The following is a 24,341-nucleotide window of genomic DNA, read 5'->3' on the forward strand; positions in this document are numbered from 1 at the left end:
AGTTACCTCCCTTCTTTTTATTTGACTAATTTACCTAGTATGGGTAATCGTTGAAGTCTATCACCGAGAATATGTGAAGCAAGTCCGCTCGTTAGGACGAATAAAAGATAAACAATCCCTCCTACAGCGCCGCATATAAAGACAATGAGAAGTGATTCCATATAGGATTGTCCAGGAATCATCCATTTTAAAATCGCTTTTAATGCAATTACAACAGCAGACATTGCAGCGGAGTAAATTGTAATAAGAAGTACTGTTTTTGCTGTCTCACCAATTTTAAATTTCGCAAACTTAATGATGCAGTACAACATAATAACATTGGAAACGAGGTATCCAAGAATTGTTCCAAGTACAGCACCGTGTCCGCCAAATAAATGTAAGAGCGGTGTATTTACTAAAACTTTAACGAGAATACCGACTGAGAAAGCGATCATCGTTTTTCTTTGATAATCGATTCCTTGTAATATAGCTGCTGAAACTGTGAAAATCGCACTTAATATAGCAGAAGGTGCAAATGAAATTAAATATTGTGATCCCCCAAGTGCAATTTCAGGATTTACATAAACCATACGGAATGCATCGTAAGCGATGCTAGCAAGACCGAATGCAGCTGGGATAGTGAAGAATAATAAGACTTGAAATATCTTTGCAATTTGTTCTTGTAGTTCTTCTAGTTTCCCGCTTGTATACGATTTCGTTATAGCCGGAATGATCGTTAATGAGAATCCAGTTGCAAGAGAAGCTGGAATCATAATTAACTTTTGGGCATAGTTCGTTATATAAGCGAAAACTGCATTCGCTGTTTCTAACGGCTCGCCCATCGCCCTAAGGACATCAGCTACAGTATATTGATCTACTAACGTGTAGAGTGGAATTGCAATACCGACAAATACAATTGGGATTGCATATCGAAGTAATTCCATATAAATATTTTTTAATGGAATATTCGATGCCCTTGACTTTAATTCTCCTTCGGGAGGCTTTAATCTATTATATTTTTTCCAGTACAGCATTAAAATCGAAACGCTGGCAAGCGCTCCGATAACAGCGCCAAACGTAGCAACTGCAACAGAAGAGGCGACTGAACCCCCTAATAGTTTTGAAACGATAAAACTACCAACTAAAATGAAAACCACGCGCGCAATTTGTTCTACGACTTGAGAAACGGCACTTGGTTTCATATGTTGAAAACCTTGGAAATAGCCACGTGTAACACTCATAGCTGGTACGATAATAAGTGCGAAACTTAATGCTCGCATCGTAAGTGTTACGTCGGCGATAAATTGTGGATCTGGCGTTTTCGAGCGAATAATAAATTGTGATATGTATGGTGCTCCAATAAATAAAGTTAAAAAACCTAAAAAGCCCATAAACAACATTAATTTTACGCTAGAGTTGTATAATTTTTTGCTTGTACTATAATCACCGAGCGCATTATGCTTTGCAACAAATTTGGAAACGGCAATAGGAATACCAGCTGTTGAGAAGCTTAATAAAATACCGTACCAAGAGTATGCATATCCATATAAAGCGACCCCTTGTGTTCCGACTAATAGTTGAAAAGGGAAGAAGTATATAAAACCTAATATACGTGAAATCATTGTTGCACCACTTAATAAAGCAGTACCTTTTAAAACTTTTGAAGTAGACAAAATTCTTTCCTCCTACTCGTGCTGTCTTGCATTTATCGTATACTACTATAAACCTGTTAGAGAAGTTAATATAGTATGGAACATAAATATTCTAATATTATTCATTTAAAAGTCATATTTTACATTTTTTAAATAGAACGTAATACATAAAAATTCAAAATATAAGTTGACACTATTTTTAATGTGTGATAAAAATGATAGTAATCAATTCGGAAAATAATATTTGGGCAATGAAAGGGTATAGTAGTGAATATCTCCCTATTTCAGAGAGCTGATGGTTGGTGTGAATCAGTATATAGATTATTCATGAAGTTCGTCCTGGAGCATCTTTCATAAATCTCACATTGTGAGGAAATGAAAGACGGTAGTTTATACCGTTATCAAATAAAGTGGTGAAGATTGTTTCACAACTAGGGTGGTACCGCGATATTTATCGTCCCTACGTATTTACGTAGGGACGTTTTTTATTTAGGTCCTAACTTTGTTGTGGCTTCATAACTAGGGTGGTACCGCGATAATTTATCGTCCCTACGTATTTGCGTAGGGACGTTTTTTATTTAGGTCCTAACTTTGTTGTATCTTCATAACTAGGGTGGTACCGCGATATTTTTGTCGTCCCTACGTATTTACGTAGGGGCGTTTTTTTTATTATTAGGGAGGAAGTGAACGTATTAGAAAAGAGTATTGATAGAACAATATAAATACTGAACTGAAACAAAGAAAAAGAGACAGAGAGGAGATTAACAAATGAATTCACAGCAATGGACATCGAAATTAGGTTTCGTATTAGCTGCAGCAGGTTCAGCAATTGGTCTTGGGGCGATTTGGAAATTCCCATATATGGCCGGCATCGGAGGAGGCGGGGCGTTCTTCCTTATTTTCATCGGTTTCACATTATTAATTGGTTTACCGCTATTATTAGCTGAATTCGTTATCGGAAGAAGTACACAAAAAGAGGCTGTTGATGCATATAGAGAAATTGCACCCAAAACATTATGGCCATGGTTAGGGAAATTAGGGATTATAACTTGTTTCATATTACTTTCTTTCTACAGTGTTGTAGGGGGATGGATTTTATTATACTTATGGAATGCAATTACAGGTAGACTATGGGAAGGAAATGGCGCATACGAAGCTACGTTTGGTGAAATCATTTCCAATCCTTATTTAGCAGTAGGAGCACAGTTATTATTCATTCTTATTACTATTTTTATCGTAAGTAAAGGCGTACAAAACGGTGTTGAAAAAGTAAATAAATATTTCATGCCAGCGCTATTCGTTTTATTCTTTGTATTAATTGTTCGTGCCCTTACATTAGACGGCGCGGGAGAAGGAGTTCGTTTCTTCTTACAACCTGATTTCTCACATGTAACATCAGAAGTTATTTTATATGCGATGGGTCAATCGTTCTTCTCATTATCGGTCGGTGTAGCAGTAATGGTAACATATAGTTCATACTTACCGAAGGAAGAAAGTTTACCGCGTTCAGCATTTTCTATCGTAGCTTTAACATTAGTAATTACATTACTTGCAGGACTTGCAATTTTCCCAGTTGTATTTGCATTTGGATTAGAACCATCTCAAGGACCAGGATTATTATTTATCGTATTACCTGCTATTTTCAGTAAAATGGCGTTCGGAAAAGTATTCTTCGTTATTTTCTTATTGCTGTTCTTCTTCGCAACGATTACATCTGCTATTTCTATGCTAGAAATTAGTGTTGCGTCGTTAACATCAAAAGGTAAAGGCAAACGTGAAAAAACGGCCTTAATCGTAGGTTTATTAATCTTCGTTGTTGGAGTACCATCAGCATTATCATTTGGTATATTAAGTGATCTGAAAATTTTCGGAAAGACAATCTTTGATTTAGCGGACTATGCAGTGAGTAACGTACTAATGCCACTTGGTGTTTTATTAGTTTCCATCTTTGTTCCTTTAAAAATGAAGAAAGATGTATTAATGAAAGAGCTTGGTGTAAGTAAAAATAAAGGCTATAAACTGTTCGTATTATGGTTATTCTTACTTCGCTTTATCGCACCAATTGCGATTATTATCGTATTCTTAAATGTACTTGGCATTATTTAAAAAGAAAGGTAGCGTATCGCTCTATGATACGCTACCTTTTTACTTTGCTCTTTTTTGCAGTTCGTTTACTGTTACGAACTGATAGCCCTTCTTAGATAATGAGTCTAAAATACCTTCAATGGTCTGTAAATTTTCATTAGACTCATCGTACATAGAGTGTAATAAAATGATAGAACCTGGTTGTACATTTTTATTAACATATTCAATTTTATCAGCAGCAGATTTATAAAAAGTATCAGGTTCAAGGTCCCATGTGATTGTTTCGATATTATTTTTATTTAAATAATAGGGCAGACCAATTAGCTTTTTTCCGTTAGGTGGTCTAAAATCAATTTCGCCTGTATATCCTGTTTGGCGGATTAATGAATTCGTTTTTTCTATTTCTTCTTTAATAAAAGAAGGTGTTTTAAAAACCATTCTGTTATGAGAATATGTATGGTTTCCAACTTGGTGTCCAGATTGTACGATAGATTCTCCTAACGATAGGTTTTTTTCTAATTCATTTCCGATTAAAAAGAAAGTAGCTTTTGCATTGTATGTATCTAGTAGCGGTAATATTTGTTTTACATTGTTCGTAGGACCATCATCAAAAGTTAAAGCAATCACTTTTTCATTTGTTTCTACTCGGTTTGTTAAATTTCCAAACAATTGAAAACTTCTTGCGTTCATCAATTTGTATGTTCCAAATAATGCTACAGTAATAATGAATAATGTAACGATTGTAATAATTATTTTCTTTTTCATAAAGCAACCTCACTATATTTTTGAATTGGACTAAAAAGTATTATATCAAACTAAGTAATTTCATGCTTTAAAAAGGATGTAGATGCAAGGGGGAGGAATTTATCATATAATAAAATGCAAAAGGTATATTAGGAGGTGTTTATATGGCGATTACAATTCAATTGCCGGACACTGCAGCGTCTCATGCAAAGCCAAGTATGGAAATGGCGATACTTTGCGTGAGGTAGACAAGTAATATACAATCGCCTAAATGAGCTCGTATCATTTTTTATATTTGGCTTTGCACCTTATTGAAATGAACCATAAAAAATAAGGGGCGAGCAGAAATGAAATACGTTAAAGCTGCGACAGTTTTACCAGAAAGTTTAATTACTGAAATTCAAAAGTATATACAAGGTGAAACAATTTACATTCCAAAACAAGAAACGAAACATTATAAATGGGGTACACGATCTGGAGGAAGAAAACAATTAGATGAAAGAAATAAAGCTATTAAAGAAGCGTTTAAAAGCGGAATTTCCATTCATCAACTTGCGGAGGAGCATTTTCTTTCCGGAGAAACGATTAAAAAGATCGTGTATTCTAAATAAAAATAAAAGAGTCTAGTTCAATTATTAAATTGAACTAGACTCTTTTTTTGTTTTGTATCTATTGGATATATTGCGTATGAATGGACAAAATAATAGAAAAATGTGTCGTTTTTTTACTAAATAGAATATAGAACATTTGAGTGAAAAGCAGAAAGGTGAGCATTTATGAATCATATTGGACAAATAACGATAGAGCTTTTAATTGGTTTCTTTGTTCTATTAATTGCTACAAAAATACTAGGGAAAACACAAATATCTCAGCTAACCCCCTTTGATTTTATTTCAGCTATCGTCCTTGGTGAGCTCGTTGGAAATTCAATATATGATCCTAAAATTAAAGTGTGGTCTATTTTATATTCAGTATTTGTTTGGGTAATTTTAATTTATTCAATAGAAGTGATAACACAAAAAATAAGAGGAACAAGAAGGTTTTTTGAAGGGTATCCTTCAATTATTATCCGTAATGGAAAAATTGACCGAGAACAATTAAGTTCAAATCATTTAGATATTAATCAATTACAACAAATGCTTAGGCAGCAAAAAGATATTTTTTCAATTCGAGAAGTTGAATATATGATTTTGGAACCTAACGGAAACATAAGCGTTCTGAAAAAGAGCAAATATGAATCTCCTACTATAAATGATTTAAGTTTAAAACATAAGCCTGTATACTTACCAATTTCATTAATTAGTGATGGAAAAGTAGTGAAAGATAATTTGAGGGAAGCTGGTTTTGATGAAGGATGGCTGTATAAGCAAATAAAGCAAAGAGGGATTACTAAATTTGAGGATGTATTATATGCTGAATGGAAAACAGACGATGGTTTCTTTTGTCAGGAAATGGAGCGGTAAAATATAATCGATGTATGTAATATTCGTTTCTAAGTTATCTTTTACATATCAAAAAGCTGAATCATTGTATACAATAAGACTAGATCAACAATTTGTATGGAGTGATAAAGATGGAAGCTTTTATTAGAAGTGATCAATATAATTTTATAAAATCACAAGCTTATATTTTAGCAAATGGGCACGCAACTGCAAATGATAGAGGTGTAATTCAAGCGTTAAAATCACTAGCGATTGAAAAGATAATACATGTATTTGAGAATTTAACGGATGAACAGAAAGAGTTAATTGATACCGTATTAACAGTTCAAAATAGAGAAGATGCAGAATCGTTTTTACTGAAAATAAATCCGTATGTCATTCCGTTTCAGGAAGTTACAGCGCAAACATTAAAAAAATTATTTCCTAAAGCGAAAAAATTAAAACTTCCTGATATGGAAGAACTGAACATGAAAGAATTATCTTATTTAAGCTGGATTGATAAAGGGTCAAGCAGGAAATTTATAATAGCGAAAAATGATAAAAATAAGTTTGTTGGTCTGCAAGGAACGTTCCAGAGCTTAAATAAAAAGAGCATTTGTTCATTATGTCATGGACATGAAGAAGTTGGGATGTTTTTAGTTGAAATTAAAGGTGATGTACAAGGAACCTTTGTGAAAAAGGGAAACTATATTTGCAAAGATGGTGTAGCTTGTAATCAGAATATGAAATCACTTGATAAATTGAACGATTTTATTGAACGATTGCAGAAATAAAGAAGGAACCTCTAGTATTTAAACTGGAGGTTTTTATTTTTTGAAGAAGTAGTAATAGGCTTCTTTTGTAGCTGTAAATTTATAAAAAAAGTCGGGTCATTTATAATGAAATTAGATAAAAATATCTATTTGGATACAGTTGCTTATATGCAAGGAGGTAAAACATGAATTACATTTCACCGAAAGAAGAAATGTTAAAAGTGAAACGGTGGCCTAAAGATACGATAGCGGCAGGTCGTGGTCATACAGTTGCTCTTAAATCGGATGGCACAGTTGTGGCAGTGGGGCGAAATAAAGAAGGAGAATGCAATGTAAGCGGTTGGTGTGATATTGAAGCAGTCGCAGCGGGCAATGTTCATATGGCGACGAACACGGGTAATGCTCATACAATCGCTCTTAAAAGTGATAATACTGTGGAAGCGGTGGGGTGGAATAAGCATGATCAATGTGATGTAAACGACTGGCATAATATTGTATCGGTTGCGGCGGGGTGGCGTTGTACCATTGGCCTTAAACCGGATGGCACAGTAGTAGCAGTGGGGCGAAATAAAGAAGGAGAATGTAATATAAGTAGCTGGAGAGATATTGTGGTGGTCACGGCGGGTGACTGGCATACAGTTGGTCTTAAAATGGACGGAACAGTGACGACTGTGGGGAATAATCGATATGGCCAATGCAATGTAAGTGGATGGCGTGGTATGGTGGAGTTGGCGGCAGGTTATCTTCATACTGTTGGTTTGAAATCGGATGGCAAAGTGATGGCAGTGGGTAATAATAAACTTGGTCAATGCGATGTAGGCAGCTGGTACGAATCATACAATCGGACTTAAATCAGACGGTACCGTGGTGGCAGTCGGCTGGAATGAGTATGGTCAATGTAATGTAAGCGATTGGCGTGATATTGTAGTGATAGCGGCGGGTTGTGCGCATACGGTCGGTCTGAAATTAGATGGCACGGTGGTAGCAGTAGGTGATAATACATACGGTCAATGCGATGTAGGTAGCTGGCGTAACATCCGATTGCCTAGCAAATAGTTAATTCACAACAAATCACTAGTAATATTATTCTATTTTAGGAGTAATTATGGAATAGGATATGTAGATAAGAACCCCTTTTTAAAAGAGGTTCTTATTCTTTTCCATAAAATGAGTGTCTAAATGGAATTTTTGAACAAACTTTATTTCAAAGCTACAGTAGAAAGTATAAATTACAAATAAAGCATAGGAGAGCTGAAGAAATGCTTAAAAAGTTTTTGCTTTCTTTACCGGATGTTTTACTTGTATGCATTGTTATCTACATAACATACACAACTACTTTTAGTTTTGTACAGATGTTAGTAATTTCAATTGCAATCGGAATCGTCGGTGGTCTTGTTATAAAAATTTGTAAGGATGTATTCACGTATATAAGGTGGACAATTAAACAGAGGAAATCTTGAATATGTTGTATTGCTATTAGGAGGAGAGGAAATGAATAAGAAAAAGAGTAGAGTGAAAAATGAAATCGCACTTTGGACATTAACAGCGGTTGTTCTCATTATTGCATGGTACTTTTTTCAAAGATAAAAATGCATCGTACTTAAAAGTTACGATGCATTTTTATTATTTTTTTTGCCAATTTTCTTTTATAAAGTCTTCACGGCCAGATTCTTTTTGCTCAGTAGCATATTTCTCCGGATTTTTTTTATAAAAATGTTGATGGTATTCTTCAGCCTCATAAAAAGGTGCAGCCGGGCGGATTTCAGTTACGATTGGCTCTTTAAACATACCGCTTTCTGCAAGAGCTTGTTTTGATTTTTCAGCAAGCTCTTTTTGCGTTTCATTATGATAAAAAATAGCAGTGCGATAAGAGGGACCACGGTCAAAGAATTGTCCGCCATCATCAGTTGGATCGATTTGTGGCCAATATAAATCTAGTAATTTTTCATATGGAAAAATAGAAGGATCGAATGTAATTTGTACAACTTCTAAATGACCAGATGTACCAGCTTTTACTTGTTCATATGTTGGGTTTTCTACATGACCACCTGCATAGCCAGAAAGTACTTTATGAATACCAGGAAGTTCATCAAATGGCTTTACCATGCACCAAAAGCAACCGCCTGCGAAGGTTGCGAGTTCGTATGTTTTTTCGGACATTGTTGTAATCCTCCTAAATATATATGTTTTATATAGTATTATACAATCTTTTTTATTACGCAATAAAAAAGATTTAGAAGTAAAGGGAAATTGAAATATATTTCTTTATAAAGTCTTTAAAATTCCTTCAAAGTTTCTTTTTTTCTGAGTGTTATGATGTGAATCGAAGTGAAGATGTGAGGTGATAGACAATGAATCCACGTATGAAAATTAATAGTTTACAACAAAAAATGAAAGAGAGACTAATATGAAAAAGGAATTTATACAAAGCGATTTAAGAAATATATTGATTGCGGCATGCTTATTATTAGGGTTAGTTATTTTTGGATATTTTTTAATAAATAATTACCCAGGTACAAATGAAAAAAAGAAGTTAACAGATGCAACATCTACTTCAGAATCAATTACATCTATTGCTAATTCAGATGCCAAAAAAAGGGTTACAAAAACTTTTAATATTACGGCGAAAGTAGCAAGTTTAGATTTGGGAGATGGGAAAAAGGTAGATGCATGGACCTTTGATGGAACATCACCGGGTACTCAAATTCGAGTTAAACAAGGTGAACGTATTGTTGTAAATTTGAAAAATGAATTGCCAGAACCAGTTACAATCCATTGGCACGGATTAGATGTTCCTGCGGCGGTAGACGGTGTTCCAGGTGTTACGCAAAATGCTATAAAACCAGGTGAAACATATACATACGCATTTAATGCTGATCAGGTGGGGACATATTGGTATCATTCACATCAAAAAAGTTCAATACAAACGGAGCGGGGACTATTTGGAACCATCGTTATTGAACCGAATAAACCAGCTGTAAAATATGAAAAGGATTATACAGTGGCGATCCATGAATGGAAAACAGGAGCCATAAAAACCCGTAAGCATAATGGCGAACAAGATAAAGATTGGGATAGCTACCCTAGCAATCATATTCGAAATGAAAAGGCGCAAACTTTAGAAGGCCCGTTAATGATGCCAAGTAATGATCAACTCAAAGATTTATCTGATGGAGATGATTACGATGTATTTACATTAAATGATACAAGTGAGGGACTACGATTGGATGCGAAACCAGGTGAAACAGTACGCCTTCGCTTAATTAATGCTGGGAATAATACGCATTTAATGACATTAGTTGGGGCGCCATTTCAAATTATCGCATTAGATGGTCGTGATATAAAAGGTGGGGACGAGCTAGATAAAGCAATTCTTCCGATGGGAGCTGCACAACGTTATGACCTTGTTTTTAAAATGCCGGAAACAACGAGTGTAAAACTTATTAATGTGGATCCATCTAAGAAAATGAATCGAATGTTAACGGCGACTATTGGGAACGGTTCTTTGCCGAAAAAACCTATTGATATAAAGAGTTATCCATGGTTTGATTTTACGAAATATGGAGAAAAAGAAGTTGGCAAGTTTACGATAGATTCAAAGTTTACAAAGGTCTATGATATGGATTTGGCAGAAGGTGTGAAAGATGTAAATGGACAAGAAAAATGGGTGTATACGATTAATGGAAAGACATCACCTGACATTCCACCCATTAAAGTAGAGAAAGGAGATAAAGTTAAGATTCGCTTTAAAAATAAGGGAGAAGAAATTCATCCAATGCATTTGCATGGACATACATTCCAAGTTATTTCTAAAAATGGTAAACCAATGGAGGGAAGTCCGATTTACTTAGATACAGTTAATGTTTTTCCGGGAGAAGAATATGAAATTGCTTTAGAGGCAAATAATAGTGGACTATGGATGGTTCATTGTCATCATCTCGTTCATGCGGAAAAAGGAATGCATACGATGATGAATTATGAGGGGGTAACTACTCCATTTTCTACCGGAGATCACTCAGGTAATCATCCAGAATAATAATACGGAGGTTTTCATGCTTTATAGAATGATAGTATTTATTTTAACAAGTGTAAGTATATTTTTATTTTCTCATAGTAGTGTATTTGCTCATACAAGTGTTGTAGGAGCCACCCCTAAAGAGGGGGAGGTTCTTACAGTACAACCGGAACAGATTATTCTTGAATTTAGTGAACCAGTTACAGGAAATGTAGTCAATATTGAACTGCTAGATCCAAGTGCAAAGAGAGTGCAAGTATCAAAGGTTGAAATATTAGATAACCCAACAAAAATAAAAGTGAAATTACCAAACTTAAATAATGGTACTTACACAGTAAGGTGGTCTATGATTTCTGCAGACGGACATCCGAGTGAGGGCAGCTATCCCTTTTCAATTGGAGAAGAAGTACAAACTAATGTAGTGGTAGAGGGAAATGCGAGTGGGAGTGGCTCAGTATTTTCAGATGTTATGATAGTAACACTACGCTATATTGTAGAGGGAATGATTTTAATTGGAGCAGGAGTAAAGTGGCTCGATATGTTTGTTAAACGTTATAGATTACCGTCCATATTGCAAAGAATGAAGAATATGAAAAAGATTTTCTTCTCTATACTTGTAGTAGGATTAATAGCTGAATTAATAGTATATAAGTCAGTTATTCCGAAGGGAAGTTTACTTATTCATTCGCCATTTTCAGTTATTATTATGATTCAACTGCTATTATTAGTTCTTATGTCTTTGCAACATATGGGGAACGAATGGTATGCGCTAGTTTGGGGATTTCTTGTTGCGAGTTTTTCTTTCACAGGTCATGTATGGATTACTAATCCAAATTGGGCAGCAGTTATAATTAGAATGGTCCATGTTATGAGTATTGCAGTGTGGCTAGGAGCACTTATTTATTTAGTTCTTGTTATAGCGTGGACAACATTATACAAAATTACATTTGATCAAAAGCGTTTCCGTAAACATTTTAGTAGTATTGCTGGTATTTCATTTATTCTAGCATTTCTTTCTGGGGAATTAATTGTGTTTCTACAGACAAGGAATTGGGTACTTTTTAATTTTAATTCAATATGGACGAACCTTTTAAATATAAAGATTCTTACTGTATGTATAATTACAATTGTAGCATGGAGACAAACGAAAACATGGGGTATCGATATTGGAACAGTTAATCGCCGTTTATTGCTCTTAGAAATGGTTCTAGCTATACTCGTATTATTAGCTGGTATTTGGATGAGTCAAGTTTCGTTTCCGGTGAATTCTGTAACAAGCTAAAATTATAATGTTCATAGGAGTTCTGTAATGTCAATCCGTATTAGATTGCTGTTGTCGTATGTTGCGATGGTAATTATTCCAATCGTTTTTTGCGGTATAGCAGTTATGTTAATTAGTGTTACTTTATTTGGTGATATTCGTATTGCAAAAGCAATCATTGGTCTTAATCAAAATAGTCATTCTCTCATTGATAAAGAGCAGGAGGGAGCTATTCGTACAAAAGAAGATGAAGATGATATTTTCAGTAGGTTGAAAATTCTTTCATCGTATGCTCCAGATAAATTGGAGGATATACATTTTTTAAAGGAAACTGATAAAGAATTAAACGATAATCAAGCAGGATTACTAATTCGAAAAAATGATGAGCTTACATATTCATCCCCATATTTTAAAATCTCTTCTTTTGATAAATACCTACCCGCATTTGAAACGGAAGGACAAAGAAAGGGAATGGATGTGAAAATAGAGGGTAATTCTTTTTACTATAAGCAATTTGATTACTACGATGAAGAGAAGGATAAGGTCAGTATTTTTGTATTTGAGTATGTAAATCCTTTAGAAGAAATGATTAGAGAATTTTTCCCGTATTTCGTATTCTCTTTAATACTTGGGTTAATTATTACGAATGGAATATTAACATATTTTATATCACGGAGTATTATTAAACCATTGCATTCATTAAAGCAGGCAACGGAAAGAATTCAAAAGGGTGATTTAGATTTTCAAGTAAAGCCACTTGCGAAAGATGAAATAGGTGAATTAAGTTTATCGTTTGAAGAGATGCGTGGCAGATTGAAGGAATCGGTCGAGTTGCAAATGCAATATGAAAAGAATCGTAAAGAGTTGCTTTCAAATATTTCTCATGATTTACGGACGCCAATAACGGCTATTAAAGGTTATGTACAAGGAATTAAAGAAGGTATCGCTCGAACTCCAGAACAATTAGATAAATATTTAACGATTATTTATCATAAAGTGTTTGATATGGATCAATTAATTGACGAGCTTTTTCTCTTTTCAAAACTTGATTTGAAAGAGGAACCATTTCAATTTGAAGAGGTTGAAATTAACCAATACTTATCTGATTGCATAGAAGAACTACAGCTTGAATTGCAAGATAAGGGAATTACAGTGAGATGGGATGCTCAAAAGGATACTTCTATTTTGGTAAAAGGTGATCGTGAAAAATTACGTCGTGTTATTACAAATATCATTTGGAATAGTGTGAAGTATATGGATAAAGAAGAAGGATATATAGGAATTCGCATGATCGAATCTATTGATTATGTAACGATTTACATAAAAGATAATGGGGTAGGAATAGAAGAGAAGGCGTTGCCTCATATATTTGAAAGGTTTTATCGTGCAGATCATTCTAGAAATTCTAAAACAGGTGGAAGCGGACTTGGTTTGTCAATTGCACATCAGATTATCACACAACATGGTGGTGATATTTGGGTAGAAAGCAAAAAAGGTAAAGGAACGACGCTGGCATTTACATTACAAAAAATCAATTAGAAAAAGGAGAGCATCTTGAAAAGAATTTTAATTATTGAAGATGAAGCTATTATAGCAGAGTTAGAAAAGGATTATTTAGAGGTTGCTGGGTATACAGTAGATATTGATTACTCTGGCGAAAAAGGGTTACAAAGAGTTCTGCTGGAGGATTATGACTTGTTAATTTTAGACATAATGTTACCGGGAATAGATGGATATGAAATTTGTAAACAAGTTCGATTGGAAAAGGACATACCAATACTTATGGTGTCCGCAAAACAAGAGGAAATCGATAAAATTAAAGGGTTAGGTTTTGGAGCAGATGATTATATTATAAAACCGTTTAGCCCGAGTGAAATGGTGGCACGTGTAAATGCTCATCTAGCTCGTTATGATCGTTTAACAGGAAAACGAGAACAAATAAAAGATGAAATTCGTATTCGAGGATTACTTATTGATAAATCGGCCCGACGTGTATTTGTAAATGGAACTGAAATCATGTTAACAGGAAAAGAATTTGATTTATTAACTTGTATGGCAGAACATCCAAATCAAGTATTTAGTAAAGATCGTCTCTTTGAAACTGTATGGGGGATGGATGTAATTGGTGATGCAGCAACGGTTGCTGTCCATGTGAAAAATATTCGTCACAAAATTGAACTCGATCCATTTGATAAATCATATATCGAAACAATTTGGGGAGTAGGGTATCGTTTTACACAGTGAAAAAGGCCAGCAAAAATGCTGGCTTTTTTTGCGTAAGTAGATTAAGAAATTACAAACAAGATCCTCCGCTCACATCAATTAATTGTCCAGTAACCCAGCGGCTGTCTGGAGAAGCGAGAAATGCCGCGGTATCGGCAATATCTTCTACTTCACCTAAGCGATTAAAAGCGGAAATGGTAGTGGCATACTGTTTCATCATTGGATCGCTCAAGAGTTCTGCATTCATATCGGTTTTAATAAATCCAGGAAGTATTGCATTCACTGTTATTCCTTGTGCTCCGAGCTGTTTTGCTAGCGTGAAAGTCATCGTATTAATAGCGCCTTTCGTCATACTATATGCAACGAAATCAGGTAAAGAAATACGAGTGGCAGCGGATGAAATATTAATAATTCGGCTATTGTCACGTAAACGAGATAGAGCTTGTTGGATGATAAAGAATGGTGCTTTTGCATTAACAGAAACCATTCTATCAAAAAATTGTTCAGTCGTTTCTTCAATAAAAGCACCAGGACCAATTCCAGCGTTGTTTATTAAAATATCAAATTTAGTACTACCAGTTCTTTTTTGTAATTCGCTATCTAAAGAACTATAAAGGGTTTCTACACCATGTAAAGATTCAAGGTTTGCACCGATAGAAAAAGCTGATCCGCCATTTGATTGAATTTCATAAACAGTTTCTTCAGCATCTTCTTTTCGATTTCCGTAATGAATAGCAACTAATGCACCGTCGTTCGCTAAACGTTTTGCAATAGCACGTCCAATTCCTCGGCTTGCTCCTGTAACTAATGCCACTTTTCCTTTTAACATAGTTTTCTCATCTCCTCAAAAAAATTTTTATGTTATTAAGTTGTTTTTCTTTATGTAGTAATGCGAACATACTTAAGTAATATATGAGTATGTGTAAGAAGTTCATTCCGATTTTGTTTTGAGAAAAAATAAATAGACTTCTCTTGAATTGATTGAATTTTATTTTTTTTGGAAAAACATGTTGACAATGAAAAGAACAACGTCCTATAATACGTTTAACAAATAAAAGTTAATTAAGAATCTTTCAACTTTATATGTTACATATGCAAAGAAGAGGAAAGTAGATGGTTATGATCGTTTCAGAGAGCTGCTCCTAGGCTGTGAGAGTAGTAACAATCGAATCATTGAATATCACCTCGGAGCATCGCTTGCGAAAGGGAAACTGAGTAGAGGGCGACGGCATCGTCTCCGGTAAAAGGACGGGGGTCTAATTGGACCTACAAAGCTTATATTTCGCGAGAAGTATAAGGAAGCTGAGTGGTACCGCGAAACTCTCGCCTCAGCAATCAAAGCTACTAAATTGTAGTAGTTGATTGCTGAGGCGAGAGTTTTTATTTTAAAAAATAGAATACGATAATGCGTAGAAGAGGAGAGTAAATGAAGAAAATTGTTTCAGAGAGCTGCCCAGAAGCTGTGAGGGTGGTAACAATTTCATCATTGAAAATCACCTCGGAGTACTACTTTTGAAAACTAGTAAAAAGTAGCGGAGTTGTTTCCGATAGAAAAACAAAAGTCTAATTGGACTTGCAGAGCTTATATTTCGTGAGAAGTGTAAGGAAGCTGAGTGGTACCACGATTCCCTCGTCTCAGCAATGGATTGCTACAAGTATGTATGTAATCGATTGTTGAGACGAGTATATTTTTAAGATTTATATACTGAATATTCTGTTAAAATAACTCATCTCAGCAATCGATATAGAAATAGATTGCAAAAATAGAGAGAAAAAAGAGGAGCGATGTGAGATGGGAAACCAGTATATTTATATGAATGGGGAATTTGTAGAAAAAGAAAAGGCAGTTGTTTCAGTATATGATCACGGTTTTTTATACGGAGATGGTGTATTTGAAGGGATTCGTAGTTACGGTGGAAATGTATTTTGTTTAAAAGAACATGTAAAACGATTATACGAATCGGCAAAATCTATTCTACTTACAATCCCACTGACAGTTAACGAAATGGAAGAAGCAGTTTTACAAACATTGCAAAAAAATGAATATGCTGATGCCTACATTCGATTAATTGTTTCAAGGGGAAAAGGTGACTTAGGGCTCGACCCTAGAAGTTGTGTGAAACCGAGCGTTATTATCATTGCAGAACAATTAAAGTTATTCCCACAGGAATTTTACGATAATGGACTAAGCGTTGTATCTGTTGCATCGAGACGTAATACGCCAGATGCATTAGATCCACGTATTAAGTCAATGAACTATTTAAATAACGTACTTGTGAAAATTGAAGCGGCACAAGCAGGAGTGTTAGAGGCCCTTATGTTAAATCAACAAGGATATGTTTGTGAAGGATCTGGAGACAATGTTTTCGTTGTGAAAGATGGAAAAGTGTTAACACCTCCTTCTTACTTAGGGGCGCTAGAAGGTATTACGAGAAATAGTGTTATCGAGCTATGTGAACGACTTAATATTCCATGTGAGGAAAGGCCATTTACTCGCCATGACGTATATGTAGCAGATGAAGTGTTTTTAACAGGAACGGCAGCAGAATTAATTCCAGTTGTAAAAGTTGATTCAAGAGAGATTGGAGATGGAAAACCAGGAAGTGTAACGAAACAATTGACAGAGGAATTTAAAAAGTTAACGAGAGAAAGAGGAGTACGTGTTCCAGGACTGGCGGAGAGCTTACTGTAGGTAGGGGAGAGGAGTTAATTAAAATGGAACAACATACAACACGTGAGAAATTACAGTGTGAAGATGTGACAGGTGCCGGATATGTTATTCAATGCTTGAAAAAAATAGGTGTAACGACTGTTTTCGGTTATCCAGGCGGAGCGATTTTGCCAGTGTACGACGCGTTATATGGAAGTGGTTTGAAGCACGTTTTAACTCGTCATGAACAAGCTGCCATTCATGCGGCAGAAGGATATGCGAGAGCTTCTGGAAAGGTCGGGGTAGTCTTTGCTACCTCTGGCCCAGGGGCGACAAATTTAGTTACGGGTTTAGCAGATGCTTATATGGATTCGATTCCTTTAGTTGTCATTACAGGGCAAGTTGCAAAACCTCTCATCGGAAAAGATGGATTTCAAGAAGCAGATGTTGTCGGGATTACAGTACCTGTTACGAAGCATAATTACCAAGTTCGTGATGTGAATCATTTATCACGCATTGTACAAGAAGCTTTTTACATCGCCGAAAGCGGGCGACCAGGACCAGTATTAATTGATATTCCAAAAGATGTTCAAAATGAAAATGTAACAAGTTTTTATAATGAAGTAATTGAGATTCCAGGGTACAAATTAGAGCCTATGCCAGACGGTAGGAAGCTTAGAGAGGTAGCTAAAGCAATTTCCGAAGCAAAACGTCCCCTTCTTTATATTGGAGGAGGGATCATTCATTCGGGTGGTTCTGATGAACTTATTCAGTTTGCGAGGGAAAATCGTATTCCTGTCGTTTCCACTTTAATGGGACTTGGTGCATATCCGCCGGGAGATTCGTTATTTTTAGGAATGCTCGGCATGCATGGAACGTACGCTGCAAATATGGCAGTAACAGAATGTGATTTATTACTTGCGTTAGGTGTTCGCTTTGATGATCGTGTAACAGGAAAATTAGAACTCTTTTCTCCGCATTCAAAAAAGGTACATATTGATATAGATCCTTCGGAGTTCCATAAAAATGTAACTGTGGAATATCCGATTGTTGGAGATGTGAAAAAAGCGTTACATATGTTGTTACATATGCCAATTCGTACACAAACAAATGAATGGCTTACGAAAATAGAGGAATGGAAAGCGGAATATCCTCTTTCCTACAATCAAAAAGAATGTGAGTTAAAACCACAGCATGTTATTAGTCTAGTAAGTGAAGTAACGAATGGTGAAGCGATTGTTACGACAGAAGTAGGACAGCATCAAATGTGGGCTGCTCATTTTTATAAAGCGAAAAACCCACGGACGTTTCTAACATCTGGCGGACTAGGAACGATGGGATTTGGTTTCCCAGCGGCAGTTGGTGCTCAGCTTGCGAAAGAAGAAGAACTCGTCATTTGTATTGCGGGCGATGCTTCTTTTCAAATGAACATTCAAGAATTACAAACAATTGCTGAAAATAATATTCCTGTAAAAGTATTTATTATAAATAATAAATTTTTAGGGATGGTAAGGCAATGGCAAGAGATGTTTTATGAAAATCGTTTATCAGAGTCAAAAATCGGATCACCAGATTTTGTGAAAGTGGCAGAAGCTTATGGAGTGAAGGGATTAAGGGCGACAAATTCAACAGAGGCGAAACAAGTGATGTTAGAAGCATTTGCTCATGATGGTCCTGTCGTAGTTGATTTTTGTGTAGAAGAAGGTGAAAACGTATTTCCGATGGTTCCGCCAAACAAAGGGAATAACGAAATGATTATGAAGAGGTGGGAAGAATGAGTCATACTTTTTCACTCGTTATTCATAACGAGCCAAGCGTCTTATTACGTATAAGTGGGATTTTTGCTCGGCGTGGTTATTATATTTCTTCTTTACATTTAAACGAAAGAGATACTAGTGGCGTTTCTGAAATGAAACTCACAGCAGTTTGTACTGAAAATGAAGCGACATTACTTGTCGGTCAGTTGAAAAAATTAATTGATGTACTGCAAGTAAATAAATTATAAGGAGTGTATGGAATATGAAAACGTATTATGAGAAAGATGCAAAATTAGAGTTATTACAAGGGAAAACAGTTGCGGTAATTGGTTATGGATCTCAAGGTCATGCGCAGGCGCAAAATTTACGTGATTCTGGTGTGGAAGTTGTAGTCGGTGTTCGACCTGGTAAGTCTTTTGAAGTAGCAAAAGCAGATGGGTTTGAAGTAATGTCTGTTTCAGAAGCGGTTCGAACCGCGCAAGTTGTACAAATGCTATTACCGGATGAACAGCAAGCACATGTGTATAGAGCAGAAGTAGAAGAGAATCTCCGTGAAGGACAAATGTTACTTTTCTCACATGGATTTAATATTCACTTCGGACAAATTAATCCGCCAAGTTACGTAGATGTAGCAATGGTCGCGCCAAAAAGTCCAGGTCATCTCGTTCGCCGTGTATTTCAAGAAGGAAATGGTGTTCCGGCATTAGTCGCTGTACATCAAGATGCAACAGGCACGGCATTACGTGTAGCGCTTGCGTATGCAAAAGGTGTAGGTTGTACACGTGCAGGTGTAATTGAAACGACATTCCAAGAAGAAACAGAAACAGATTTGTTTGGTGAGCAAGCGGTACTTTGCGGCGGGGTAACTGCACTTGTGAAAGCTGGTTTTGAAACGTTAACAGAAGGCGGATATCGTCCTGAAATTGCATACTTTGAATGTTTGCATGAATTAAAGTTAATTGTTGATTTAATGTACGAAGGTGGTTTAACGAACATGCGCCATTCTATTTCAGATACGGCTGAGTTTGGAGATTATGTAACAGGATCGAGAATTGTTACAGATGAAACGAAGAAAGAAATGAAACGTGTTCTTACAGAAATTCAGCAAGGTGAATTCGCGAAGAAATGGATTTTAGAAAATCAAGCTGGGCGTCCAACGTATAATGCCATGAAAAAAGCAGAGAAAAATCATCAGTTAGAAAAAGTGGGGGCAGAGCTTCGTGAAATGATGAGCTGGATTCATGCACCGAAAGAATTAGTAAAGAAATAGAGAAAGAGATTGTAAGTGAAAAATACGTAAGAGGGGATTTGACAAGATGAGAAGTGACATGATTAAAAAAGGTTTTGATAAAGCACCGCACCGTAGTTTATTAAAAGCAACTGGTTTGAAAGATGAAGATTTTGATAAACCGTTTATAGCTATCTGTAATTCTTTTATTGAAATTATTCCAGGTCATAAGCACTTAAATGAGTTTGGAAAACTTGTTAAAGAAGCAGTGCGTGCAGCAGGTATGGTTCCATTTGAATTTAATACAATTGGAGTAGATGACGGTATTGCGATGGGGCATATCGGTATGCGTTATTCGCTTCCGAGTCGTGAAATCATTGCAGATTCAGTAGAAACGGTTGTAAATGCACATTGGTTTGATGGCATGATTTGTATTCCAAACTGTGACAAAATTACCCCCGGTATGATGATGGCTGCACTTCGTATTAACATTCCAACTGTTTTTGTTTCAGGTGGACCGATGGCAGCTGGGAAGACTTCTAAAGGGGAGGTTGTCGATTTAAGTTCTGTTTTCGAAGGAGTAGGAGCTTATCAATCTGGGAAAATTTCAGAAGAAGAATTAAAGGATATTGAAGATCATGGCTGTCCATCTTGTGGTTCTTGTTCTGGTATGTTTACAGCGAACTCTATGAACTGTTTATGTGAAGTATTAGGTTTAGCTCTTCCTGGTAACGGAAGTATTTTAGCTATTGATCCAAGACGTGAAGAATTAATTAAACAAGCAGCAGAGAAATTAAAGATTTTAATTGAAAGAGATATTAAACCGAGAGACATTGTAACGGAAGAAGCAATTGATGATGCGTTCGCGCTTGATATGGCGATGGGCGGTTCAACAAATACAGTGTTGCACACATTGGCGCTTGCACAAGAAGCGGGTTTAGATTACGATATGAACCGCATTGATGCCGTTTCAAGACGTGTACCACATTTATGTAAAGTAAGTCCAGCCTCCAATTGGCATATGGAGGATATTGATCGAGCAGGCGGAATTAGTGCAATTTTGAAAGAGATGAGCCGAAAAGAAGGGGTGCTTCATTTAGACCGTATTACTGCTACTGGGCAAACATTAAGAGAAAACATTGCTCATGCAGAGATTAAAGATAGGGAAGTTATTCATTCTCTCGAAAACCCTCATAGTGAAGAAGGGGGATTACGTATATTAAAAGGAAACCTTGCGAAAGATGGGGCAGTTATTAAAAGTGGGGCAACAGAAGTAAAACGATTTGAAGGACCTTGCGTTATTTTTAATTCACAAGATGAGGCACTTGCGGGCATTATGCTTGGAAAGGTTAAGAAAGGCGATGTAGTTGTTATTCGCTATGAAGGACCAAGAGGCGGTCCGGGTATGCCGGAAATGTTAGCACCAACGTCAGCGATTGCTGGTATGGGATTAGGTGCAGATGTTGCGCTATTAACGGATGGACGTTTTTCTGGAGCTTCACGTGGTATTTCGGTAGGGCATATTTCGCCAGAAGCAGCTGCGGGGGGAACGATTGCACTTCTCAAGCAAGGGGATATCGTTTGTATTGATGTTGAGGAAAGATTGTTAGAAGTAAGAGTTAGTGATGAAGAATTAGATAAGCGTAAAAAAGAATGGAAACGACCAGAACCGAAAGTGAAAACTGGCTGGCTTGGACGTTATGCGCAGATGGTAACATCGGCGAATACAGGTGCAGTTCTAAAAATCCCGGATTTTGATTGAGCCAATTTAAAAGAGATAAGGATGATATGAAATGGTGCAAAAGGTAAAGGAGAGAGTGAAAATTGAAGATATCTTAATGGCACATAATTGCATGAAAGATATCGTTATTAAAACACCGTTACAACGTGATACAGTTCTATCTGAGAAATATGATTGTGACGTTTATGTAAAACGAGAAGACTTACAATTGATTCGCTCTTTCAAAATTCGTGGTGCGTACAATTTAATTCAAAGTTTATCGAAAGAACAATTACAAAACGGTGTTGTTTGTGCAAGTGCTGGTAATCATGCGCAAGGAGTTGCTTATACGTGTAATTTATTGAAGATTCCGTCGAAAATCTTTATGCCAACAACGACACCTAAACAAAAAGTATCGCAAGTACAATTTTTCGGTAGTGATTTTGCAGAAATTGTATTAGTTGGTGATACATTTGATAGCTCTTTCCAAGAAGCACAGCACTATTGTGAAGAAAATAGAATGACGTTTGTTCATCCGTTTGATGATCCGCATGTAGTTGCTGGTCAAGGAACAGTGGCAGTTGAAATTATGCATGATATGGAGAAACCAGTGGATTATATCTTTACAGCAATTGGAGGCGGTGGGTTAGCATCAGGTGTTGGTACATATGTAAAAGGTGTTAGTCCTGCTACAAAGGTCATTGGCGTAGAGCCAATGGGAGCTGCATCTATGAAAGAGGCTTTTCTTCAAAACGAAAATGTCGCGTTAGAGAAAATAGATAGTTTTGTTGATGGGGCAGCTGTCAAAAAGGTAGGAAAGTTAACATTTGAAACTTGTAAAGATGTAATTGATGATATTGTTTTAGTACCAGAAGGAAAGGTTTGTACGACGATTTTAGAACTGTATAAGAAAAATGCAATTGTAGCTGAACCGGCTGGTGCACTATCTATTGCAGCGCTTGATTTATATAGAGATGAAATAAAAGGTAAAACAGTTGTATGTACGCTAAGTGGTGGAAATAATGATATTGATAGAATGCAAGAAATGAAAGAACGTTCACTCATTTACGAAGGGTTAAAGCATTATTTTATCATTGAATTCCCGCAGCGTTCAGGTGCGCTAAGAGAGTTTCTTGATAAGGGATTAGGGCCAGAAGATGATATTACTCGTTTTGAATACATTAAGAAACATAATAAAGAAAATGGCCCAGCACTAGTCGGAGTAGAGTTGAAACATAAAGAAGATTATGAGCAATTAATTACTCGTTTTAAAGAAAATAATATTCAATTTATGGAGCTTAATAAAAATCCTATTTTGTTTGATTTGCTTATTTAATAGAAGGAAAGAGTTAGCATCCAAATAAAAAAGATAGATGCAAACAGCGGAAATGCTGCTTGTATCTATCTTTTTATAATTACACTATATACTTTCCATATTCAAGTAGGATAAAGCTAGTTAACCAAAAGAGTATCGCAATGCGAATGATTACATACATAGTAAATTCAAAGGTAGTAAGTTTTCGTTCACGTTTTATTTTTTTTAGAAGTCTAACAGAAAAAAATGAACATAAAAGTAGAACGGCTATAGATATTTTATAAATATTCTCTAACAAACTTACATTTTCTAATAAGTCTTTCAGCATGTTCATCACCTATTCTGTAAAGTATGTTACAGAGAAATAAATCTTGCGTTGTCTAGTTTCGTTTGTTTTTTATGTTCCCTGTATCATCAATTTCTACGTCAGTTGAAATTGTTTGTAAATATTGTAGAGCTTTTTTCTTTTCGTCCTCATTTACAGGGGAGATTTGGTTGTTGCGAATGATGTAAGGATTGAATGACATTTGGACATCCTTTCCTTTAAAAGTTAAAGTTAATACGCCAGTTTCGGCGCTTTTCCCGCTTACATAACTTGGGAATAAAAAGTTACCTAATGAATAAGCGATAGGAACGTTATTATAATACTCAAATCCTTGTAACCAATGCGGGTGACTCCCGACAATCGCGTCAGCTCCTGCTTCAACCATTTTAGGTACATATTGTTTTTGGTATTCTACCGGACGATTTGATTTTTCAACGCCCCAATGCATATAGATGATTAAATAGTCTGCATCTTTCTTTTGCTCTTTAATTGTTTTTGTTACAAGATTTAAATCATATCCGTTCGCAACGCCAGGTTTATTGTCACCAGCTACCCAATTCGTATCAGGCATAAATCGAACGAAGGAAAGAAATTTGAACTTTTTCCCTTTTACAGTCATTTCTCGTGCAGTATATGCATCCTTTGCATTCTTTCCGGCTCCAATGTAAGGGAACTTTAATTTTTCAACGTGAGAAATCGTGTCTAATAATCCATCTTGCCCATAATCAAGTGTATGGTTATTCCCAATATTTACGATGTCATATCCCGTGTTTTTAATAGCTTTTAGTGTAGATGGATCACTTTTAATCCAAAACAGTTGTCCAGGAGCTTTCTTTTCTCTCGTTGTAAATGCTGACTCTAAATTAACGAAAGAAATATCAGCTTTTGTTATTTCTTCTTTTACATGTTGGAATGGATAATCAGCCCCGTTTTTTTCGATTACAGGACGTAATTGCCAATCGAACATTGTATCACCAGAGAAGGTGAGTGTGATTTCCTTGTCTTCTATTTTCTTTTCACTTGTTGAAGCTGTTTTACTAGATTTGTTTTGCAAATCGGGTTTGTCTTTCGCTTTTGAAATAAAAGAGTAGTTAACTAATAAAACAATTGGTGTAATGCAAAAGGCTATTAACAGAAATCGTTTTAGTAAAGTTTTCATAAATACCTTCCCTTTTGAGTTTATACCGCAATTT

At 35.8% G+C, this 24,341-nt stretch carries 21 protein-coding genes, 1 pseudogene and 3 other annotated features; of the genes and pseudogenes, 16 read left to right on the forward strand and 6 right to left on the reverse strand.

Features of this window, described 5'->3' with window-relative positions:
* Nucleotides 1-17: 17 nt before the first annotated feature.
* The gene (locus tag ACU8YW_RS09000) at nucleotides 18-1,652 is read right to left on the reverse strand and encodes a putative polysaccharide biosynthesis protein (protein ID WP_088062983.1); all 1,635 of its coding nucleotides are present in this window, start codon (nucleotides 1,650-1,652) and stop codon (nucleotides 18-20) included.
* A gap of 221 nt (nucleotides 1,653-1,873) precedes the next feature.
* Nucleotides 1,874-2,096 (forward strand) — a binding site (T-box leader).
* Between the two features lie 303 nt (nucleotides 2,097-2,399).
* On the opposite strand from ACU8YW_RS09000, the gene ACU8YW_RS09005 reads away from it, so the two are divergent.
* Nucleotides 2,400-3,737, forward strand: coding sequence for a sodium-dependent transporter (locus ACU8YW_RS09005; protein ID WP_060489936.1), 1,338 nt, complete (start codon nucleotides 2,400-2,402; stop codon nucleotides 3,735-3,737).
* A 39-nt stretch (nucleotides 3,738-3,776) separates the two neighbouring features.
* Here ACU8YW_RS09005 and ACU8YW_RS09010 read toward each other — a convergent pair whose 3' ends face one another.
* A complete protein-coding gene (locus ACU8YW_RS09010; RefSeq protein ID WP_088062984.1) occupies nucleotides 3,777-4,481 on the reverse strand; it encodes a polysaccharide deacetylase family protein in 705 nt (234 codons plus the stop codon).
* Nucleotides 4,482-4,807: 326 nt separating this feature from the next.
* Between ACU8YW_RS09010 and ACU8YW_RS09015 the strand changes: the two genes are divergently transcribed.
* From ACU8YW_RS09015 to ACU8YW_RS09035, 5 genes and pseudogenes are all read left to right on the forward strand, one after another.
* On the forward strand, nucleotides 4,808-5,071 hold the full coding sequence (locus ACU8YW_RS09015) for a CD3324 family protein (RefSeq protein ID WP_000878309.1): 264 nt from the start codon (nucleotides 4,808-4,810) through the stop codon (nucleotides 5,069-5,071).
* A gap of 165 nt (nucleotides 5,072-5,236) precedes the next feature.
* Nucleotides 5,237-5,923: a DUF421 domain-containing protein gene (locus ACU8YW_RS09020; protein ID WP_088062986.1), complete on the forward strand. Its 687-nt coding sequence runs from the start codon at nucleotides 5,237-5,239 to the stop codon at nucleotides 5,921-5,923.
* 110 nt (nucleotides 5,924-6,033) lie between these two features.
* Entirely contained in the window at nucleotides 6,034-6,675 is a 642-nt protein-coding gene (locus ACU8YW_RS09025; RefSeq protein ID WP_426933774.1) for a FusB/FusC family EF-G-binding protein, read from the forward strand.
* A 164-nt stretch (nucleotides 6,676-6,839) separates the two neighbouring features.
* A pseudogene (locus tag ACU8YW_RS09030) lies at nucleotides 6,840-7,710 on the forward strand (RCC1 domain-containing protein).
* Between the two features lie 203 nt (nucleotides 7,711-7,913).
* Nucleotides 7,914-8,114, forward strand: a complete 201-nt coding sequence (locus tag ACU8YW_RS09035) for a hypothetical protein (RefSeq protein ID WP_088062987.1) — start codon at nucleotides 7,914-7,916, stop codon at nucleotides 8,112-8,114.
* Between the two features lie 163 nt (nucleotides 8,115-8,277).
* Here ACU8YW_RS09035 and msrA read toward each other — a convergent pair whose 3' ends face one another.
* Nucleotides 8,278-8,814: a peptide-methionine (S)-S-oxide reductase MsrA gene (gene msrA / locus ACU8YW_RS09040; RefSeq protein WP_001291868.1), complete on the reverse strand. Its 537-nt coding sequence runs from the start codon at nucleotides 8,812-8,814 to the stop codon at nucleotides 8,278-8,280.
* A gap of 247 nt (nucleotides 8,815-9,061) precedes the next feature.
* Between msrA and ACU8YW_RS09045 the strand changes: the two genes are divergently transcribed.
* From ACU8YW_RS09045 to ACU8YW_RS09060, 4 genes are read left to right on the forward strand one after another with little or no spacing between them, the layout of a single operon-like run.
* Nucleotides 9,062-10,690 carry a multicopper oxidase family protein gene (locus ACU8YW_RS09045; protein WP_426933773.1) on the forward strand — a complete coding sequence of 543 codons (1,629 nt, stop codon included), beginning with the start codon at nucleotides 9,062-9,064 and terminating at the stop codon, nucleotides 10,688-10,690.
* Nucleotides 10,691-10,706: 16 nt separating this feature from the next.
* The gene (locus tag ACU8YW_RS09050; protein WP_426933772.1) at nucleotides 10,707-11,951 is read left to right on the forward strand and encodes a copper resistance CopC/CopD family protein; all 1,245 of its coding nucleotides are present in this window, start codon (nucleotides 10,707-10,709) and stop codon (nucleotides 11,949-11,951) included.
* Between the two features lie 27 nt (nucleotides 11,952-11,978).
* Entirely contained in the window at nucleotides 11,979-13,469 is a 1,491-nt protein-coding gene (locus ACU8YW_RS09055) for a sensor histidine kinase (protein ID WP_446894053.1), read from the forward strand.
* A 15-nt stretch (nucleotides 13,470-13,484) separates the two neighbouring features.
* The gene (locus ACU8YW_RS09060; protein ID WP_075310075.1) at nucleotides 13,485-14,174 is read left to right on the forward strand and encodes a response regulator transcription factor; all 690 of its coding nucleotides are present in this window, start codon (nucleotides 13,485-13,487) and stop codon (nucleotides 14,172-14,174) included.
* A gap of 49 nt (nucleotides 14,175-14,223) precedes the next feature.
* On the opposite strand, the gene ACU8YW_RS09065 is transcribed toward ACU8YW_RS09060, so the two are convergent.
* Entirely contained in the window at nucleotides 14,224-14,982 is a 759-nt protein-coding gene (locus ACU8YW_RS09065) for an SDR family oxidoreductase (protein WP_088608684.1), read from the reverse strand.
* A 259-nt stretch (nucleotides 14,983-15,241) separates the two neighbouring features.
* Nucleotides 15,242-15,487 (forward strand) — a binding site (T-box leader).
* Nucleotides 15,488-15,554: 67 nt separating this feature from the next.
* Nucleotides 15,555-15,794 (forward strand) — a binding site (T-box leader).
* A 151-nt stretch (nucleotides 15,795-15,945) separates the two neighbouring features.
* Here ACU8YW_RS09065 and ilvE point away from each other — a divergent pair.
* Genes ilvE through ilvA form a run of 6 tightly spaced genes read left to right on the forward strand, consistent with a single transcriptional unit; the run spans nucleotide 15,946 to nucleotide 22,844 of the window.
* Complete coding sequence (ilvE, locus tag ACU8YW_RS09070; protein WP_000528141.1) at nucleotides 15,946-16,845, forward strand: branched-chain-amino-acid transaminase; 900 nt, start codon at nucleotides 15,946-15,948, stop codon at nucleotides 16,843-16,845.
* 23 nt (nucleotides 16,846-16,868) lie between these two features.
* Nucleotides 16,869-18,581, forward strand: coding sequence for an acetolactate synthase large subunit (gene ilvB / locus ACU8YW_RS09075; RefSeq protein WP_097889364.1), 1,713 nt, complete (start codon nucleotides 16,869-16,871; stop codon nucleotides 18,579-18,581).
* A complete protein-coding gene (locus ACU8YW_RS09080; protein WP_000019914.1) occupies nucleotides 18,578-18,808 on the forward strand; it encodes an ACT domain-containing protein in 231 nt (76 codons plus the stop codon). Before ilvB ends, ACU8YW_RS09080 begins: the two co-directional genes overlap by 4 nt.
* Before the next feature lie 14 nt (nucleotides 18,809-18,822).
* Complete coding sequence (locus tag ACU8YW_RS09085) at nucleotides 18,823-19,830, forward strand: ketol-acid reductoisomerase (RefSeq protein WP_446894054.1); 1,008 nt, start codon at nucleotides 18,823-18,825, stop codon at nucleotides 19,828-19,830.
* A 46-nt stretch (nucleotides 19,831-19,876) separates the two neighbouring features.
* The gene (gene ilvD, locus ACU8YW_RS09090) at nucleotides 19,877-21,550 is read left to right on the forward strand and encodes a dihydroxy-acid dehydratase (RefSeq protein WP_046959077.1); all 1,674 of its coding nucleotides are present in this window, start codon (nucleotides 19,877-19,879) and stop codon (nucleotides 21,548-21,550) included.
* A 31-nt stretch (nucleotides 21,551-21,581) separates the two neighbouring features.
* Nucleotides 21,582-22,844, forward strand: coding sequence for a threonine ammonia-lyase IlvA (ilvA, locus tag ACU8YW_RS09095; protein WP_097889367.1), 1,263 nt, complete (start codon nucleotides 21,582-21,584; stop codon nucleotides 22,842-22,844).
* A gap of 79 nt (nucleotides 22,845-22,923) precedes the next feature.
* Here ilvA and ACU8YW_RS09100 read toward each other — a convergent pair whose 3' ends face one another.
* Together ACU8YW_RS09100 and ACU8YW_RS09105 are read right to left on the reverse strand one after the other, a co-directional pair.
* Entirely contained in the window at nucleotides 22,924-23,151 is a 228-nt protein-coding gene (locus ACU8YW_RS09100; RefSeq protein WP_000910223.1) for a hypothetical protein, read from the reverse strand.
* Between the two features lie 52 nt (nucleotides 23,152-23,203).
* Complete coding sequence (locus ACU8YW_RS09105) at nucleotides 23,204-24,307, reverse strand: CapA family protein (protein WP_426933769.1); 1,104 nt, start codon at nucleotides 24,305-24,307, stop codon at nucleotides 23,204-23,206.
* Between the last annotated feature and the right edge of the window lie 34 nt (nucleotides 24,308-24,341).

The organism is Bacillus pretiosus, from assembly GCF_052947655.1.